The sequence below is a fragment of the Pantoea sp. SOD02 genome, assembly GCF_024707505.1.
GTDB lineage: Bacteria > Pseudomonadota > Gammaproteobacteria > Enterobacterales > Enterobacteriaceae > Pantoea > Pantoea symbiotica.
Genome location: NZ_CP102604.1, coordinates 2,632,643 through 2,648,020 on the forward strand (window position 1 = coordinate 2,632,643; position 15,378 = coordinate 2,648,020).

The window sequence follows — 15,378 nt, forward strand, 5'->3', positions numbered from 1 at the left end:
AAAGTGTTTAAAAGTGAATCAGGAGACTGCTCTTCTGCCCGAGAAGCGCGACTTCACCTTATCGAGCAGGCGATTCATGAAGTAGGCGCGATTGTCACGGTTGGTGAGGAAGAAGTAGCGTGCAAAGCTGAGGCTGGCCTGCAGCGATTTACCATCCATCTTGTAGCGCAACGGCAGCTTGAACGCCTTATAAGTATGGATGTCTCGCGAGGTCAGATGCGGCTTCATGGTATCGAGCCAGAAGAAGGAGTATTTGACCGATTCGCCTTTATGCTTCGAACCAAATTTGGTCACCAGATGGTACGTTGCCAGCGGCTTGTCGATCATCACGAACGCGTAACCCATGCGGTCGGCGCGGATGCAGAAATCATAATCCTGATGGCGAATATAGCGCGCATCAAACTGAATCTTCGCCGCATCTTCGCGCTTCAGCACAATGGTGCTGGTTTGAATGAAGCCGTAACAGCCAAACAGATACTCGGCCACGGTTTCGTTCTTGCCGGGCGGCTGCATCGGCATCACCTTGAGGAAGCTGCCATCCTGATGGATGTTCACCTGACTAAAGATGACGTAGCGCGATTTGCCCTGCGCTTCCAGTTTGGCGATGGTTTCACTCGCCACCAGCAACTTGTCCGGATGCCACTCATCGTCGGCATCGAGAAAGCTGATAAAGTCGCCGCTTGCCAGCTCAATACCTTTATTACGGGCGCCGGCGCCGTTGAGTTTGACCTCAGACATCTCCAGTTTGATATCCAAATCCTGATAACGCTCGCTGCGCACCACCTGCGCCAGTTCGGCCGCATCAGCCGATTTGTCATCAACAATAATGACTTCAAAATTGCGATAGGTTTGCGCTTTGACGCAATCTAGCGTCGTGACAATCGATTTCGACGCGTTATACGCGGGAATAACAATTGAGAAGCGAATCTCCTGCATTGCCAGCACCTCATTAAAAAAGTTACAAAATCAATGATATAACTTGTGGGCTCAAAAGAATAATGGGTGATGTCCTAATTTGTCGGCGAGGTCTTCATCGCCACTTTCTTCTTGTTGCTACTGCCGATAAACGGTTTCTCGACAAACAGGTAAGTCAGTTTCGCCACATAGAAAGAGGCGACAAAGAACAGCGTTGAAAGCAAGGTGTAGAACAGGAACGAATGCGGATAGAGCGTTTCCGGGATCTGCTTGATGAAATAGAGCACCACACCGTGAATCAGATACAGGCTGTAACTCACCTCACCAATCGACATCAGGGTTTTGTTTTCCAGAATGCCAAACACGGCGTTGCCGCTGCTGACAATAAAGAAGATCACCGTCAGGCAGCAGAGGAAAATCAGATACCAGAAGGTGTTGCTGGTGAACGACAGCGAGAACAGCGACAGCACAATCACCGCAAAGCCGGCCAGACTGGAGGTTTTGTAGTGCGCAAACATGTCGCGATATTTATACGCCAGATAACCCATGGCGAAGCCCAGCACCGGACGCGGATCGGTATAGGTTTTACCCCACAGACGCAGGCCAACCGCCACACAGAAAATCACGCCGATCGAGCCGAGAATCAGCAGCGTTTTGTATTTTCCTTTGGTGGCGCGGTTGAGAACGTAAATCAGCGGAATCGACAGATACAGCAGCCATTCGAGGCGCAATGTCCACTCAACACCAGCGTTCACATCCGCCGTCAGGAAATCACCAATGCGATAGCTGCCAATAAACAGCAACCACAACACGGCATCTTTCACCGCCGTCAGGCTATAAGTGAGATCGCCCTGCACCACGCCCACCGCGATGATGACAAAACCGGAGAACCAGAACATCGGGACAATACGGCGGATACGCGATTTGAGCAGCTTGTGCGTCAGCTGCCCTGGCGTCAGGGTTTCATTATCCAGCCAGCGATAGAACAGGAAGGCGGAGATCATGAAGAACAGCAGTACACCAAATTTGCCGGAGTTAACGAAGAAATTACCTTCAGAGAACCAGGCAAAATAGTCTTTATCGAACACCCACTGACCATCCAGCGAATAGATATAGTGGGCGAAGTGGGAGAACGCGACGATGCTGGCCAGCAGCGCGCGCATACCAGAGATACTTTTAATACCGCTCTCGTTGTAAACGCCTTTGTGGAAGGAGAATACTCGCAGAATGATTAGCGCCAGACAAAATGACAGCACCATGATTAATACATACATGTCAGCTCCTGAATCTGAGTTGGGTTAGCTGCTGTGCCGTGACAAAACGCTATCGAAAGTGCTGCTTAAGACGTTGAAGGTTCTTTCTGCTTTCTGTTTATAAAGCATCTCATTGGGGTGAATGCAATCGGGCGACATCTCAGATTGCCAGTCACGGTTTTCTTTGATGACGCTGAACTGCTTCACAATCGGAACTTGCTGCTCTTTAGCCACTTCATTTAACTGGTAAACATACGGCCAGACGTTCCAGCGCTCGGCTTTGCCACAAATTGGATTCGGTTCCTGAAGAACCACCAGTTTGTTATTCGCCTTCGCGCCTTTCACCAGCTCGGTGATGATGCGCTTGTACTCTTCCGGCGTTTCAATGCGCTCGCCTTTGTCTTTGAAGAAGTTGATGCGCGCATCATTGATCGCATAGTTAATCAGGATCATGTTGGCATCGGATTTCGCCATGCGTTCTGACCAATCCATCGGCGTATTGTCTTTGTTGTAAACCAGCACCGAAACCTGTGCGCCCGGCATGCCGTGGTTCTTCACCTCAATGTTGTTGCCGTACTTCTCGCGCAACATCTGCTGCAAAAAACTCACTTCGTTGTTTTGACTGATGATGTTACGACCGCCCGAAGCGGTAACGCCTGCGGTGGTCGAGTCGCCGTAGGCTGCGATGATAAAGGTGCCGGGATGATCGTCTGCCTGCGCCAGCAAAGGCGCAGAAGTGATCAGAAATGCCAGTAAGGTCTTCCGCATATTTCCTCTCATCGGTTAATGAAACAATTTGAATTCACGAGCAACTTCATAGCCGACAACGGCTTGCTTCAGTGAGATCGTGTTGTAATAGAGGTAATAAACAAGGAAGAAAGCAAACATCGCAAACATCGCCGGCTTCAGTACCCGTTTCGACTGATAAATAAGCGACGTCAAAATAATCGGTTCGACCTGCAGCAGGTAGTTCGACAGGCGCGCACCCGATGAGTAGTTATAGAAGAAGATCCTGATGCCGCCGCCGATCGCAAAGGTCAGAATCAGCAGGTAGTTCAGCTTCCACACGTCGTACTGTTCGCGCTTGAGCTGGTTGCTCAGCATGAAGTAGACAAAGATGAACACCAGCATGATGTTTTTCAGGTTCGACACCGACACCACGCTGCCGTCACCGGCATTCGAGGCTTCGTTACTGTAGCCTGCGGCCCTCTCACCCATCGATCCCAGATGTCCGGCGATCAAGGCAATAAAGCCGGTCCCGCCCACCACCGAAAGTGGCACACTGAACATGATGATGGCCACTGGCCACCAGCGTGATTCCCGAATAAACAGGAACGGAATGATGGTCACCACCATTACTGCGGTGTTGTGACTGAGGAAGGACAGAATAAAGAAGGCAAACGCCCACCAGTATTGCTTGAGGTAAATCGTCCAGATCACGCCAAGAAACAGCGCCGAACTCAGGCCAAAACGAATCTGGTTCACGTCTTTGTTAATAAAGATGTGCGCCGAGTAGAGCGCCAATGCCAATACCGGATACGGCGACATCTTTTTAAAGAAGATAGCGTTAGTCGATACCGCCAGAATACTGAACACAAACAGGAACACGCTGGCATTGTGTGAAAACAGGCTGGTAATCCACGCGATAGCAAAAATCAGCGGTTCGTAACGGAAGAAGGCGACGGTGTTAGCAAAACCGTTGACCTCAATACGGCGGATGAAGTCAGCAAAGAAGCTGCGATATTGATAGTCGTCCATCCCGGTGCCGAGACCGCGAATACCGGCGAAGATAATCAGCGTGACGGTGGCGATGCACAGCAGGTAAGTCAGAATATGGGTGGTTCGTTCGTCTTTCTTCAACAGGATTTCGACCAGCGCAAGCAACAGTACAAACCCTGATAAATACCAATATGGAGCCATGGTGTGATTCCTTAATTCCACAAGTTCTCATGCCAACAGTGGCTTTTTTTGGCGTTATAAAGAGAATCACCTGTGTCAATCGTTGCGTGTCGTCATTCAAACGGTGCAATCAAAAGGGGCGGTCAACCCGCCCCTCTCTTCACCGGATTACCCTCATCATTAACAGTGAATGACGGGCAAATTAACTTTTAGTCGGTTTGCCATACTCGTAATCGTAATAGTCGTAACCGTAACCATACGAGTTGGCGGCTTTACGCACCACGGCGTTGAGGATCACACCTTTAATCTCAATACCGTTCTGAGCAAAGCGTTTGAAGCTGACATCCAGTTCTTTCGGCGTGTTGGTTTCAAAACGCGCTACCATCAGCGAAGTACCGGCCAGTTTGCCGATGATCGATGCATCGGTTACCGCCAGAATCGGTGGCGTATCAATCAACACCAGATCGTAGTTCTTGCTCGCCCAATCCAGCAGCTCACCCATGCGACGATGCATCAGCAGTTCAGACGGGTTTGGTGGCACCTGGCCGCGTGGCAGGAAATCAAAACCGTACGGACCTTTCTGAATCAGCGCGGTGCTGAATTCGGTTTTGCCCGACAACACGTTGGACAGACCGGATTTGTTATCCGCTGACAGCAGTTCGTGGGTGTAACCACGACGCATATCACCATCGATGAACAGTACGCGTTGGCCCGCTTTTGCTACCAGCGTTGCCAGGTTGGCACAGATAAAGGTTTTACCAATGCCTGGGCTGGCGCCGGTGATCATCAGGATGTTGTTTTTCGCTTCCATCATCGCGAAGTGCAGGCTGGTACGCAGGCTACGAATCGCTTCGATTGACAGGTCAGTAGGATTACCCAGCGCCAGCAGCGTTTCGTGTGGATCGGTTTTCACCTTGTTGCCACGACGCGCCAGTGCTTCGGTGTCTTTCTTACGTTGCCATTCTGACAGCGGCACGCTCGCATACACGTTCATGCCCAGCTCTTCCAGCTGTTCTGGATTCTCGATGCCGTGATGCAGCAGCGCTTTCATCAGAACCAGACCAACAGAAACCATCAGACCCAGAATCAGGCTCGCCGCGATAATCAACAGTTTCTTCGGTGCTACCGGGCTGTTGCCGGTTGCTGCGCCATCGATGATGCGCACATCACCCACGGTGCTGGCTTTACTGATACCCAGCTCTTGCTGACGGTTCAGCAACTGCATGTAGATTTCCTGACCAGACTGCACATCACGCGTCAGACGCAAGATCTCTTGCTGCGTTTGTGGCATCTGAGAAATCTTTTTATTCAGCGTTGCCTGTTCATTTTCCAGCGTTTTGCGTTTTTCCAGCAAGGCGCGATAGGTTGGGTGATCTTTGGTAAACAGCTGAGAAACTTCGGCTTCACGGAAGGTCAGTTCGTTCAACTGGCTCTGCACGCTGACAGAAGAATCCAGCGCAGATTTTGCTTCCAGCGACAGGTCAACCGACTCGTTCTGGCGACGGAAGGTATTCAGCTTGTCTTCCGCATCATCCAGTTTGCCACGCACTTGCGGCAGCTGATTGCGCAGGAATTCCAGGCTCTTTTCCGCTTGCTCAGATTTACGTTCAACGTTCTGCAGCAGGTAGTTATTGACGATTTGGTTCAGCACTTTGCTGATCTGCTCTGGATCTTCACCCAGATATTCCAGACCCAGCACGCCAGTGTCTTTGCCTTTGTCCGCAACGGTCAGGTTCGCCAGCACGGAGTTAATCGCCTGCAACTCGTTCAGCTTGGTAACGCTGAAGCTGGTGCCTTCATCAGCATTGATGCCGCTCACCAGCATGGTCACTTCACCGTGCGTTTCCAGCTGACCGACTTTACCTTTGAACAGCTCATCACCATCCGCTGACACGGTGTACGAGTCAGGACCGGTCACTTCCAGTTCAACGGTACGCTTATCGATAGTGCGTGGAATTTCCAGGCGGGAGATCGCGACGGTTGATGGCTTGTTACCCATCAGGCGCGACAGACCTTTACCAATCACCGGGAAATAGTTCTGAGTTACAACGGTATCCAGACCCAGATCGTCAACGGTTTTACCGATAACCATACGTGATTCAAGAATCTGAATCTCGGTATCGGATGCCGGCGTTGGCGGCAGAATGCTGTCTAACTCATTCAGTACTGAGCTGGCATTCTTCTGCTCAACCTGCACTAACGCATCTGCGCTGTAGATTGGTGTAGCAAACAGTGTGTAGAGCGTCGCCACCAGCATGAAGAAGGCGGTAACGGCAACAATGATCCAGCGATGATCAATCAGCTGTCCCACAAGATGCGCCAGATCCCATCCATTCGAATCTTCCTTTGGCGCGGTCATAACCTTGTTTTTGATATTCATGGATAATCCCAACTATCGGCTTAATACGTTGACCCATTTCTGGGTAGCGTTTTCCAGTAACCCGTAGACCTCTTCAAAGGCCTCGCGACTTTTTTTGTACGGATCCGCAATTTCCTGCTGATTGAGCCAGTGGCCAAGCAGCATGGTTTTTCCGCGTGCGGCTGGATCGATGCGATTCACCTGCTCAACGTGGCGCTTTTCCATTACCAGAATCAGGTCATAGTCACGGCACATGCTGGCCGTTAACTGCTGTGCCTGATGACCATCGAGCGACACACCGTGATCGGCGGCCACATCGAGGGCTTTCTGGTCCGCCGGATAACCTTTCAGGGCACTGAGCCCTGCTGAGGCGATCCGGGTGTTTGGTAGCGCGCGCTTGAACAGACGCTCCCCGGTTGGGGAGCGGCAAATGTTGCCGACGCAGACGACTAACACGGACTTAATCATGGCGAACCCTTAGTTCGACCAGTTGCGGAAACGAAGCGCCGCGGAGCTGGCATCGTCAACACCTACGATGGTCGGCAGCAGGCTTGAAATCACACGGTTCCAACGGGTAAGTGGTGTAGCGGTGACATAGACGATGTCGTATGGCTCCAGTTGGAATTCGGTGCCCATCACCATCGATGCCGCATCTTTGGTATTCAACTGATAGATGTTGGCGATCTTGGTGCGGTTGGCGCCGCGAATCGGACGAATCACGAACACGCCGGTAGCATCAGAGGTGGTCTGATCCATACCCTGCGAGTTGCCCAGTGCTTCGGCCAGCGTCATGCCGCTGCGGTCCATCTTCAGCGTTGACTGCTGCTTCACTTCGCCCATCACGAAGACTTTAAGATCGTCGTTACGTGGCACGTAAAGGATGTCGCCCGGATAGAGCAGATGGTTTTGGCTCAGGTCGCCGTTTTGCATCAGCGCCTGCAACGAAAGACGTTGTTCTTTGCCGTTGTGCGTCAGCACCACGTTGCGCCAGTCAGCGTCGGCGGCTAAACCGCCTGCGGCGTTGACGGCATCCAGCACGGTCAGCGGCACGTTAGTGATCGCCTGTTGTCCGGAGGTGGTGACTGAACCGGTCACATAGGCTTTCTGTGAACGGAATGAGGCGACGTTAACGTCAACCTGCGGGCTTTCAATGAACTGTGCCAGACGACGCGCCACTTCGGTGCGGATCTCGGTGACAGTTCGGCCTGCTACGCGCACTTTACCAATGTACGGATAGAAAATAGTGCCATCAGCCTGCACCCAGTTACCGGTGTCGCTGGCGCTACGGTACTGACCGGCTGGTGTGGTCAACTCTGGGTGATCCCAGACGGTGACGTTCAACACGTCGCCAACACCGATGCGGTATTCGTAGCTCTGAATTTCATTTTGCAGCATTGGGTTAGCCTGAGCGACTAACGGCTTCGGACGCATCTGTTCAACCAGACGCGGCGTCAGCGGGAAGACGTTGACATATTTGTCGATGTCATAGTTGCTATCCTGTTGCTCTATGACATCTTTTCCACTGGTGGAAAGGTGAGAACCCGGCTCAATGGTACATCCGGAGAGAAAAGTCGCGGATACCAGTAAAGGTATCAATTTAATTTTCATTATCATCTGATTCTTCGCTATCAGTTATTGATTGATAGAGGCGAAATCGCCCGCTGTGTAGCGTCTTACAAAAATGGAATATGACAGGTTAAACACTGAAACTGTGGGTCATTATTATGCGCTCCCTTGGTTTTATGTTGTCACCGAGTCTAAAGACGACATCAATTAAAATGGTTTATACAGACTCAATCAGTGCAGCTGTCTAATAACGACACACTCAGCACCCGCAGTTTTCAATCGGGGAAGTCATGCCCTCCCCGACCTCGCTGTCTATCAATAGGCGCCATCGCGTTTCAGCACTACGCCAACCGTCTTAAACAGAATCGCAATGTCGTTCCACAGCGACCAGTTTTTGACATACCACGAGTCAAAATAGACGCGTGTTTCATAATCAACGTCGTTACGACCGCTAACCTGCCACAATCCCGTCATGCCTGGTTTCGCCATCAGGTAATAATCGACATCACCGGCATAACGGCAGAGTTCATCTTCAATAACCGGGCGCGGACCCACCAGGCTCATATCACCACGTACTACGTTCCACAGCTGCGGCAGCTCATCCAGACTGGTTTTACGGATGAAATGACCGACTTTGGTAATGCGTGGGTCGTTCTTCAGTTTGAAATCTTTATCCCACTCGGCGCGGGCAACAGGATCGGTACGCAGTACCTCTTCAAGCACCTCTTTCGAGTTGATCACCATGGAGCGGAATTTCAGGCATTTGAACTTACGTCCGCCCAAACCCACACGCTCATGACCGTAAATCGGTGGTCCGCCATCGCGGCCAACCATAAAGCCGAGTACCAGTAATGCCGGTGACAGCGCCAGGATAATGCTCAGTGCGCCGACGATATCGAATGCACGCTTAAGGAAACGCGAAGTGCGCTTCGCCAGGTTGTTATTCACGCGCAGAATCATCACTTCATGGCTGAAGATATAAGCCATGTCGGTGCCATACAGCGGTACACCACGCAGCGTTGGGATCACGGAAACGGAACGGCAATTGTGCATCGCCAGCGTTTTAAGCCAGTGATCGCGGTGCTGGCTCTGTTCGAACTCCACCGCCACGATGAACTGGGTTTCGCTGTTGGTCAGTTGCCACAGCTCTTGTTCGTTGTGCAGCACAGGCACGCCAGAGATGCTGGCCTGCGGGCTGCTTTTATCGACATCGAAGAAGGCGATAACATCAAAGCCCATCACTTCTTCGCTCTGCAGCGCCTGCCAGGCTTCCTGCGCGTTGCGGCTGCTGCCGATGATGATGGTTTGCTTCTTCCACATACCGTAATGATTCAACACACGTTTAGAGATGGCGCGTGCTAATGGAATCAGAATCAACGCCAGAACCCAGGTCGCTACCCAGACAAAGCGCGACATTTGCCATTGTGAAAGTGCTGAAATTGACAAATCAATGACAGAGAAAATAAGAATGGTACGAAAGATCTCTTTGAGCTCGAACCAGAATGGTTTGCGGTAGGTATAATGACGCAGGCGAACCCAGAACCAGCCTACGCAAATAACCGATAACGCAATGTGCGTAGCGATTTTCAAATGCAGGTATTTTTCAGATATATCTGCCAGTGGAGAATGGGTGAACGAATTAATCATCGCCATCGCAATAAATAATGCTGCGTTGAAACAAATTAAATCCGAGCACGCCAGTAAAATTTTGGTCAGAAGACTTTTATATGTAATTTCGTTATCGCGCATATTTAACTCTTTTATATTATTTCTTTAATCCCTAATGCCTCAACGCTGTTTAATAAACGAGCGAAACATTCACTGCATTTTTTGAGGCAATCTGCGGTAAATTCTCTGAGGCCAAATCAATTCTCACAATAGTAAGCAAGAGAATTGTGATTAATACCAACAGATTAGTCCGACTTCCCTTACCACAGTGGCAGACCGTTAAACCAAGAGGAAGGCGCTTCAGGCACGCTACCGCCCTTGGCTGTCGCTGCCAATACCGCTTTCTTCATCCTATTTACAACTCGTTTTATGCGGCATTTTTGCGCTAATTACTGGCTGCGTTCCGCGTGCGATCACAAATCGCAACATTAAGAGGCTCAAAAGCACGCTTTAAACAACTTTGGCGCAGACATTAACCAACACGTTGCTATACTAGTTATTACTGGCTTGTTTACAAGTAGGCCCTGTCTTGCTCACACTATTTTAGGAAAAAGACTACCAGCCATAAGTATTGATGCCACCCCTTCCATGCCATTCCTCTGCAAAATTCAGATTAATTTGATACTCAACGCGAAATTAATTCACATTAAAAAGTACAGGCGTTTCCTTACAGGTGAGAATAAATAGCCCCAGATTCGCTGGTTGCTTTTTATCCATACTTTAATGTTATCTATATGCATCAGCAATCAAGAATATTCTCCACTTTTAGCCAAAGGCGCGTATTTACTGTATCAGTCCCTATTTGTACCTGTTTAGACGATTCACTATCATCAGATTAAGCTCATAACACAGTCATAAAGGTGATTAACACATGTTGGAGTGGATCATTGATCCGTCGCTCTGGGCCGGATTAGTAACGCTAATCGTTCTCGAGCTGGTGTTGGGCATTGATAACCTGGTTTTCATTGCCATCCTCGTAGAAAAGTTGCCGCCGAAAGAACGCGACCGCGCGCGCGTGATCGGCTTGCTACTCGCGCTGGTATCGCGTTTAGCACTTCTCGCCTCACTTTCCTGGCTGGTTACGCTCACAAAACCGCTGTTTACCCTGTTGCATCATGACTTCAGCGCCCGCGATCTGCTGCTGCTGTGCGGCGGCTTCTTTCTGCTTTATAAAGCCACCACCGAGTTAAACAGCCGTCTGGAAGGGGCTGACGAGGAAACTGGTCAAAATAAGAACGGTGCTAAATTCTGGCCAGTGGTGGCGCAAATAGTGGTGCTGGACGCCATCTTCTCGCTGGACTCGGTCATTACCGCCGTTGGCATGGTCAATGAGTTGCCGGTGATGATGGCGGCAGTAACGGTGGCAATACTGCTGATGCTATTGGCGAGTAAGCCGCTGACGCGTTTCGTCAACGGCCATCCGACCATTGTGATTCTCTGCCTGAGCTTCCTGCTGATGATCGGCTTCAGTCTGGTGGCCGAAGGGTTAGGCTTTATTATCCCGAAAGGTTATCTCTACGCGGCGATTGGATTCTCAATCGTCATCGAGATACTCAATCAGCTGGCGATGTTTAATCGCCGGCGCTTCCTCACCGCCGGACGTCCGCTGCGCCAGCGCACCTCGGAAGCAGTGTTACGTATTCTGCGCGGCGAAGCGCAACGTGCGGAGCTTGACGCCGATACCGCATCACTGGTAGCCGACGGCGAAGAAGGTGCACTCTTCAATCGCCAGGAGCGCCGCATGATTGCGCGTGTGCTGGGGCTTGGTCAGCGCCAGATCAATAGCATCATGACCTCGCGCCACGACGTTGAGCATATCGATTTGACTGAAGATCCGGCGGAGATTATGGCGAAGCTCGATCGTAATCAGCACACGCGCATTCTGGTTACCGAACAGGGCCGCGACCCACTTGGCGTGGTGCACGTGATTGATTTGCTGCATCAATCGTTGCACAGCAAATCACTGGATTTACGCTCGCTGATTCGCCAGCCGCTGATATTTCCTGAGCGCGTCACTTTATTGCAGGCGCTGGAGCAGTTTCGCAACGCGCGCACCCACTTCGCCTTTGTGGTGGATGAGTTTGGTTCGGTGGAAGGCGTGGTCACGCTAAGCGATCTGATGGAAACCATCGCCGGCAATCTGCCGATTGAAGGGGAAAAAGTCGATGCGCGCTATGATATTCAAGTGCTGCCTGATGGCGGCTGGGTGGCAAACGGTCATATGCCATTGGAGGATTTAGCCGTCTATGTGCAGCTGCCACTCGATGAAAAACGCAATTACCACACGCTGGCGGGATTGCTGATGGATAGCCTGCAACATGTGCCGCAGGAAGGCGAAGAGTTGCAGATCGGCGATTATCTGTTGCGTACGTTGCAGGTAGAAAACCATCGCGTGCAGAAGGTGGAGATTGTGCCGATCGCATTGTAATCAACCAGGTCGCCATAAATGGCGACCCTACAACGATTATGGCTGCTTCTCCGGTTGCTGGCGATCCAGCCACTGATTCAAGCGCGACTTCGCTTCACTTTGCAGCTGCTGACGCACCACGTCATCCACTGGCAATGAGTACTGCAAATTATTCCAGCCGCCGTACATGCGTAGCGGAATAGTTTGCTGGTTTAGCAGAGCAGCTAATTTGTCGTCGCCCTGCCAGCCGCGCAGCATCATATTAATGGTGACGTCGAGTTGCTGTTTAACCATATCGACATTGCCTTTAGTCTGCACCGCCAGACGACTGTTGCCGCCCTGAAGATCCGGTAAGCTGAAAATGCCCTGTTTAAGCGTAACGCGTCCACTCAACTGCTGAATGCCCTGATCGTCGGGCTGATCGTTGGTGACACGATTACTGACGCGCGCCACCGCACGTCGCACCATCTGTTGCAGATTCAGCTGTGAAAGTTGCAAATTAGTCGCTTCCAGATCCGCACTGCCCTGCCAGTTACGTTTTGCCTCTTCAATGCTTAATCCCGCTCCGCTGATATCGCCTTTTAGCGAAACGGTACCTTGCAGCGTCTCTGGCAGTTCTAAAGCTTTCAGCAATGGCGCAATGGCGATGTTATCCAGCTCAGGCTGGAACGCCACTTGCGTTACCGGTTTACGAATATCTACCGAGCCGGGGACCGAGAAATGTCCTTCGCCGAATTTGCCTTGCAGCTTACTTAAGGTCATCAAACCTTGCTGATTGCTGCCGTCGAGCTGCAAATTGGTCAGCGTTAGGCCGCGCCACACGCTGTTATCTGCGGTGAGGTTGAGCGTCAAATCCAGCTGATTCAGCGGTGAGTCGCTGTTGTCACGCATACGCGGCTCAGCAATCACCGGCGTGCTGGTCACGTTAGCCTGCTGCGGCGCGCTGCTATCAGTCGATGGTGCATTCGCCATCAATGCGTCAATATTCAAACTGGTAGCGTGCAGCGCCAGATTAAGCTGCTGTGGAAGCGCCAAACATCCATCGGCGCTGCCTTCCAGTGCGCTGTCATTGGCGGTGATCTGCATCTTCTGTAAGGAGAAATGCTGATTGTCACCGTTCCATTCGCCCTGACCGCTCAAGGTGCCTTTGATCCCTTGCGTCGGCAGATTGGCACCGTCGATGGCGTAATTCATCTCATCCAGCTGTCCGACTAAACGATGCGGATACTGCGCCACATTCATTTGCCCTTTGAGATTGACGCTGACATTGCGCTGATTACGCGAAATTCGAGTAGCCAGATTGATGCTGGCCTGTTTGCTGGCATCCTGATCGAGGTTGAGATTGAGGTCGCGGAAATTGTATTCATCGCCGCCTGGCTGCTGCCAAATCAGCAAACTATCGGCAAGACGCAACTTGCCAATGTTGAATGACCAGCCGTTATTGCTGCTGCTCACCGGCTCGGCATCACCCGGACCCACCGGCGCACCGGTCGGCTTTTGCGCTGCACTGTCTGGCGTTACGCGGATGATGGCGTTTTTTAGCATCACCTGGCTGACGCTCAGTTGATGTGACAACAGCGGCCAGAGATTGACATCCAGCCGCATATTGTCGGCGGTGACCATTGGCTGCGTGGCACCAGGCGCGGTCAGACTCATGCGCCCGGCGAGAATGCTGAGCTGCGGCCAGACATGCCAGCGCAAATCGCCGCCAACCTGAAGCTGATAACCACTGCGCTGCTCTACCTGCTGTACCATATAGGTACGAAAGTCGTTGGGATTGACCAGCAACACCAATGCTGTCATGCCCGCTACGACCACCACTAACAGGATGGCCAGCGTAGTTATCACTCTTCTCATCAATTCCTCATTGCCGTCATACTTCAAGTTGCCGCAGCGTTGGCTGCGCTCGCTCACCCCAGTCACTTACTGATGTAAGCTTACGGGGATTTACTCGCTTGCCGCCTTGCTGCAACTCGAATTATTTTGGCAAGCATTAGTTTTAGTCAGTCTTTATCTATACGACTGGCATCCGCGCCCTGCTGACCACGATATTTGGCATCTTCGCGACGGTTATACGGTCGCGCAGCCGGGCCTGACAGCGGCTCAAAGCTCAAAGCACCAATTAACATGCCTGGACGCAGCGCCAGTGGCAGTTTGCCTGAGTTATAAAACTCCAGCACGATACGGCCTTGCCAGCCCGGATCGATACGGTGCGCCGTGACGTGCACCATCAAACCCAGGCGCGCCAGCGAAGAGCGGCCATCCAGCCAGCCGACCAGATCGTCGGGAATGGTGACCGATTCCAGCGTTACCGCCAGTGCCAGCTCACCGGGATGCAGGAAAAAGGCTTCGCCTTCCGGCAGCACAATCTCATCGCTCATGACGCGGTCCAGCGCAGCACTGACTTCGTGCTTAGGACCACTCAAATCAATAAACGCCGCAGTGTGGCCGCTAAAAGTGCGGAACTGGTTGCCGAGGCGCACATCAACCGTGGCGCCATTAATGCGTTCCACCGGCGGGCGCGGCTCAATCGCCAACTTTCCGTTGTCCAGCCAGGCTTCAATATCGCGATCGCATAATCTCATCGCAGGTACTCCATGAATTAAGTGTAGCGAATGGCTACGACAGCGCGTCACGCCGGGGCGGACGCTATGTCGTTAAAGATACTGATTGATCTTGGCCTTGAGGATATCAATCGCGATACGGTTTTTTCCGCCGCGCGGCACAATGATGTCAGCGTACTGCTTGGAAGGTTCAATAAATTGCAGGAACATCGGACGCACGGTCTTCTGATACTGGCTCATCACCGAATCCATTGAGCGGCCGCGCTCATTCACATCGCGCTTCATGCGGCGCATCAGGCAGATATCCAGCGGCGTATCGACGAAGATGGAGAAATTCATCTCCTGGCGCAGGCGCGCGTCGGTTAACAGCAAGATGCCTTCAAGGATGATGACTTTCTTCGATTTCAGATGAATACAATCGCTGGTGCGGGTGTGCTCAACGTAGCTGTAAACCGGCAGCTCAATTTCCTGACCGGCTTTCAACGCGCGCAGGTGCTGCAACAACAGATCATGATCCATCGCACTCGGATGGTCATAGTTGGTTTTCACCCTCTCTTCCATGGTGAGGTGGCTCTGATCTTTATAGTAGGCATCTTCGGGGATCACACCGATATGCTCGTCACCGACCTGGTCACGGATTTCACGATAGAGCGTGCTGGCGATAAGACTTTTTCCGGATGCGGATGCACCTGCGATGCCAACGATCACGCACTGATGAGACTTGTCAGTCATACTTTTTTAAGACCT

12 protein-coding genes are annotated in these 15,378 nt (G+C 51.7%); 1 reads left to right on the plus strand and 11 read right to left on the minus strand.

What is annotated here, in order from left to right; genetic code table 11:
• Positions 1–18: 18 nt before the first annotated feature.
• From NR302_RS12300 to wbaP, 8 genes are all read right to left on the minus strand, one after another.
• Complete coding sequence (locus NR302_RS12300) at positions 19–936, minus strand: glycosyltransferase family 2 protein (RefSeq protein ID WP_258143596.1); 918 nt, start codon at positions 934–936, stop codon at positions 19–21.
• A 74-nt stretch (positions 937–1,010) separates the two neighbouring features.
• Positions 1,011–2,189 (minus strand): acyltransferase, encoded by a 1,179-nt coding sequence (locus NR302_RS12305; protein ID WP_008104869.1) that lies wholly within the window; start codon positions 2,187–2,189, stop codon positions 1,011–1,013.
• Positions 2,190–2,213: 24 nt separating this feature from the next.
• Positions 2,214–2,936 carry an SGNH/GDSL hydrolase family protein gene (locus NR302_RS12310; protein WP_008104871.1) on the minus strand — a complete coding sequence of 241 codons (723 nt, stop codon included), beginning with the start codon at positions 2,934–2,936 and terminating at the stop codon, positions 2,214–2,216.
• A 15-nt stretch (positions 2,937–2,951) separates the two neighbouring features.
• Positions 2,952–4,088 (minus strand): EpsG family protein, encoded by a 1,137-nt coding sequence (locus NR302_RS12315; protein WP_008104873.1) that lies wholly within the window; start codon positions 4,086–4,088, stop codon positions 2,952–2,954.
• 181 nt (positions 4,089–4,269) lie between these two features.
• A complete protein-coding gene (gene wzc / locus NR302_RS12320; protein ID WP_258143597.1) occupies positions 4,270–6,447 on the minus strand; it encodes a tyrosine-protein kinase Wzc in 2,178 nt (725 codons plus the stop codon).
• 12 nt (positions 6,448–6,459) lie between these two features.
• Positions 6,460–6,894, minus strand: coding sequence for a protein-tyrosine-phosphatase (locus NR302_RS12325; RefSeq protein WP_008104877.1), 435 nt, complete (start codon positions 6,892–6,894; stop codon positions 6,460–6,462).
• A gap of 9 nt (positions 6,895–6,903) precedes the next feature.
• Complete coding sequence (locus NR302_RS12330; protein WP_179450138.1) at positions 6,904–8,034, minus strand: polysaccharide export protein; 1,131 nt, start codon at positions 8,032–8,034, stop codon at positions 6,904–6,906.
• Between the two features lie 273 nt (positions 8,035–8,307).
• Entirely contained in the window at positions 8,308–9,741 is a 1,434-nt protein-coding gene (wbaP, locus tag NR302_RS12335) for an undecaprenyl-phosphate galactose phosphotransferase WbaP (protein WP_176972414.1), read from the minus strand.
• A 790-nt stretch (positions 9,742–10,531) separates the two neighbouring features.
• Between wbaP and NR302_RS12340 the strand changes: the two genes are divergently transcribed.
• Complete coding sequence (locus NR302_RS12340) at positions 10,532–12,088, plus strand: TerC family protein (RefSeq protein WP_258143599.1); 1,557 nt, start codon at positions 10,532–10,534, stop codon at positions 12,086–12,088.
• Positions 12,089–12,124: 36 nt separating this feature from the next.
• On the opposite strand, the gene asmA is transcribed toward NR302_RS12340, so the two are convergent.
• From asmA to udk, 3 genes are all read right to left on the minus strand, one after another.
• Entirely contained in the window at positions 12,125–13,924 is a 1,800-nt protein-coding gene (asmA, locus tag NR302_RS12345; protein WP_258143600.1) for an outer membrane assembly protein AsmA, read from the minus strand.
• 146 nt (positions 13,925–14,070) lie between these two features.
• The gene (gene dcd, locus NR302_RS12350; RefSeq protein WP_007888946.1) at positions 14,071–14,652 is read right to left on the minus strand and encodes a dCTP deaminase; all 582 of its coding nucleotides are present in this window, start codon (positions 14,650–14,652) and stop codon (positions 14,071–14,073) included.
• A gap of 72 nt (positions 14,653–14,724) precedes the next feature.
• Positions 14,725–15,363, minus strand: coding sequence for a uridine kinase (gene udk, locus NR302_RS12355; RefSeq protein ID WP_008104883.1), 639 nt, complete (start codon positions 15,361–15,363; stop codon positions 14,725–14,727).
• Positions 15,364–15,378: the final 15 nt, after the last annotated feature.

Bases quoted from the DNA above. Each gene is read 5' to 3' on its own strand.
- NR302_RS12325 (WP_008104877.1), bottom strand. From the start codon at position 6,894: ATGATTAAGTCCGTGTTAGTCGTCTGCGTCGGCAACATTTGCCGCTCC.
- NR302_RS12315 (WP_008104873.1), bottom strand. From the start codon at position 4,088: ATGGCTCCATATTGGTATTTATCAGGGTTTGTACTGTTGCTTGCGCTG.
- NR302_RS12305 (WP_008104869.1), bottom strand. From the start codon at position 2,189: ATGTATGTATTAATCATGGTGCTGTCATTTTGTCTGGCGCTAATCATT.
- NR302_RS12310 (WP_008104871.1), bottom strand. From the start codon at position 2,936: ATGCGGAAGACCTTACTGGCATTTCTGATCACTTCTGCGCCTTTGCTG.
- udk (WP_008104883.1), bottom strand. From the start codon at position 15,363: ATGACTGACAAGTCTCATCAGTGCGTGATCGTTGGCATCGCAGGTGCA.
- wbaP (WP_176972414.1), bottom strand. From the start codon at position 9,741: ATGCGCGATAACGAAATTACATATAAAAGTCTTCTGACCAAAATTTTA.
- NR302_RS12330 (WP_179450138.1), bottom strand. From the start codon at position 8,034: ATGAAAATTAAATTGATACCTTTACTGGTATCCGCGACTTTTCTCTCC.
- wzc (WP_258143597.1), bottom strand. From the start codon at position 6,447: ATGAATATCAAAAACAAGGTTATGACCGCGCCAAAGGAAGATTCGAAT.
- asmA (WP_258143600.1), bottom strand. From the start codon at position 13,924: ATGAGAAGAGTGATAACTACGCTGGCCATCCTGTTAGTGGTGGTCGTA.
- NR302_RS12300 (WP_258143596.1), bottom strand. From the start codon at position 936: ATGCAGGAGATTCGCTTCTCAATTGTTATTCCCGCGTATAACGCGTCG.
- dcd (WP_007888946.1), bottom strand. From the start codon at position 14,652: ATGAGATTATGCGATCGCGATATTGAAGCCTGGCTGGACAACGGAAAG.
- NR302_RS12340 (WP_258143599.1), top strand. From the start codon at position 10,532: ATGTTGGAGTGGATCATTGATCCGTCGCTCTGGGCCGGATTAGTAACG.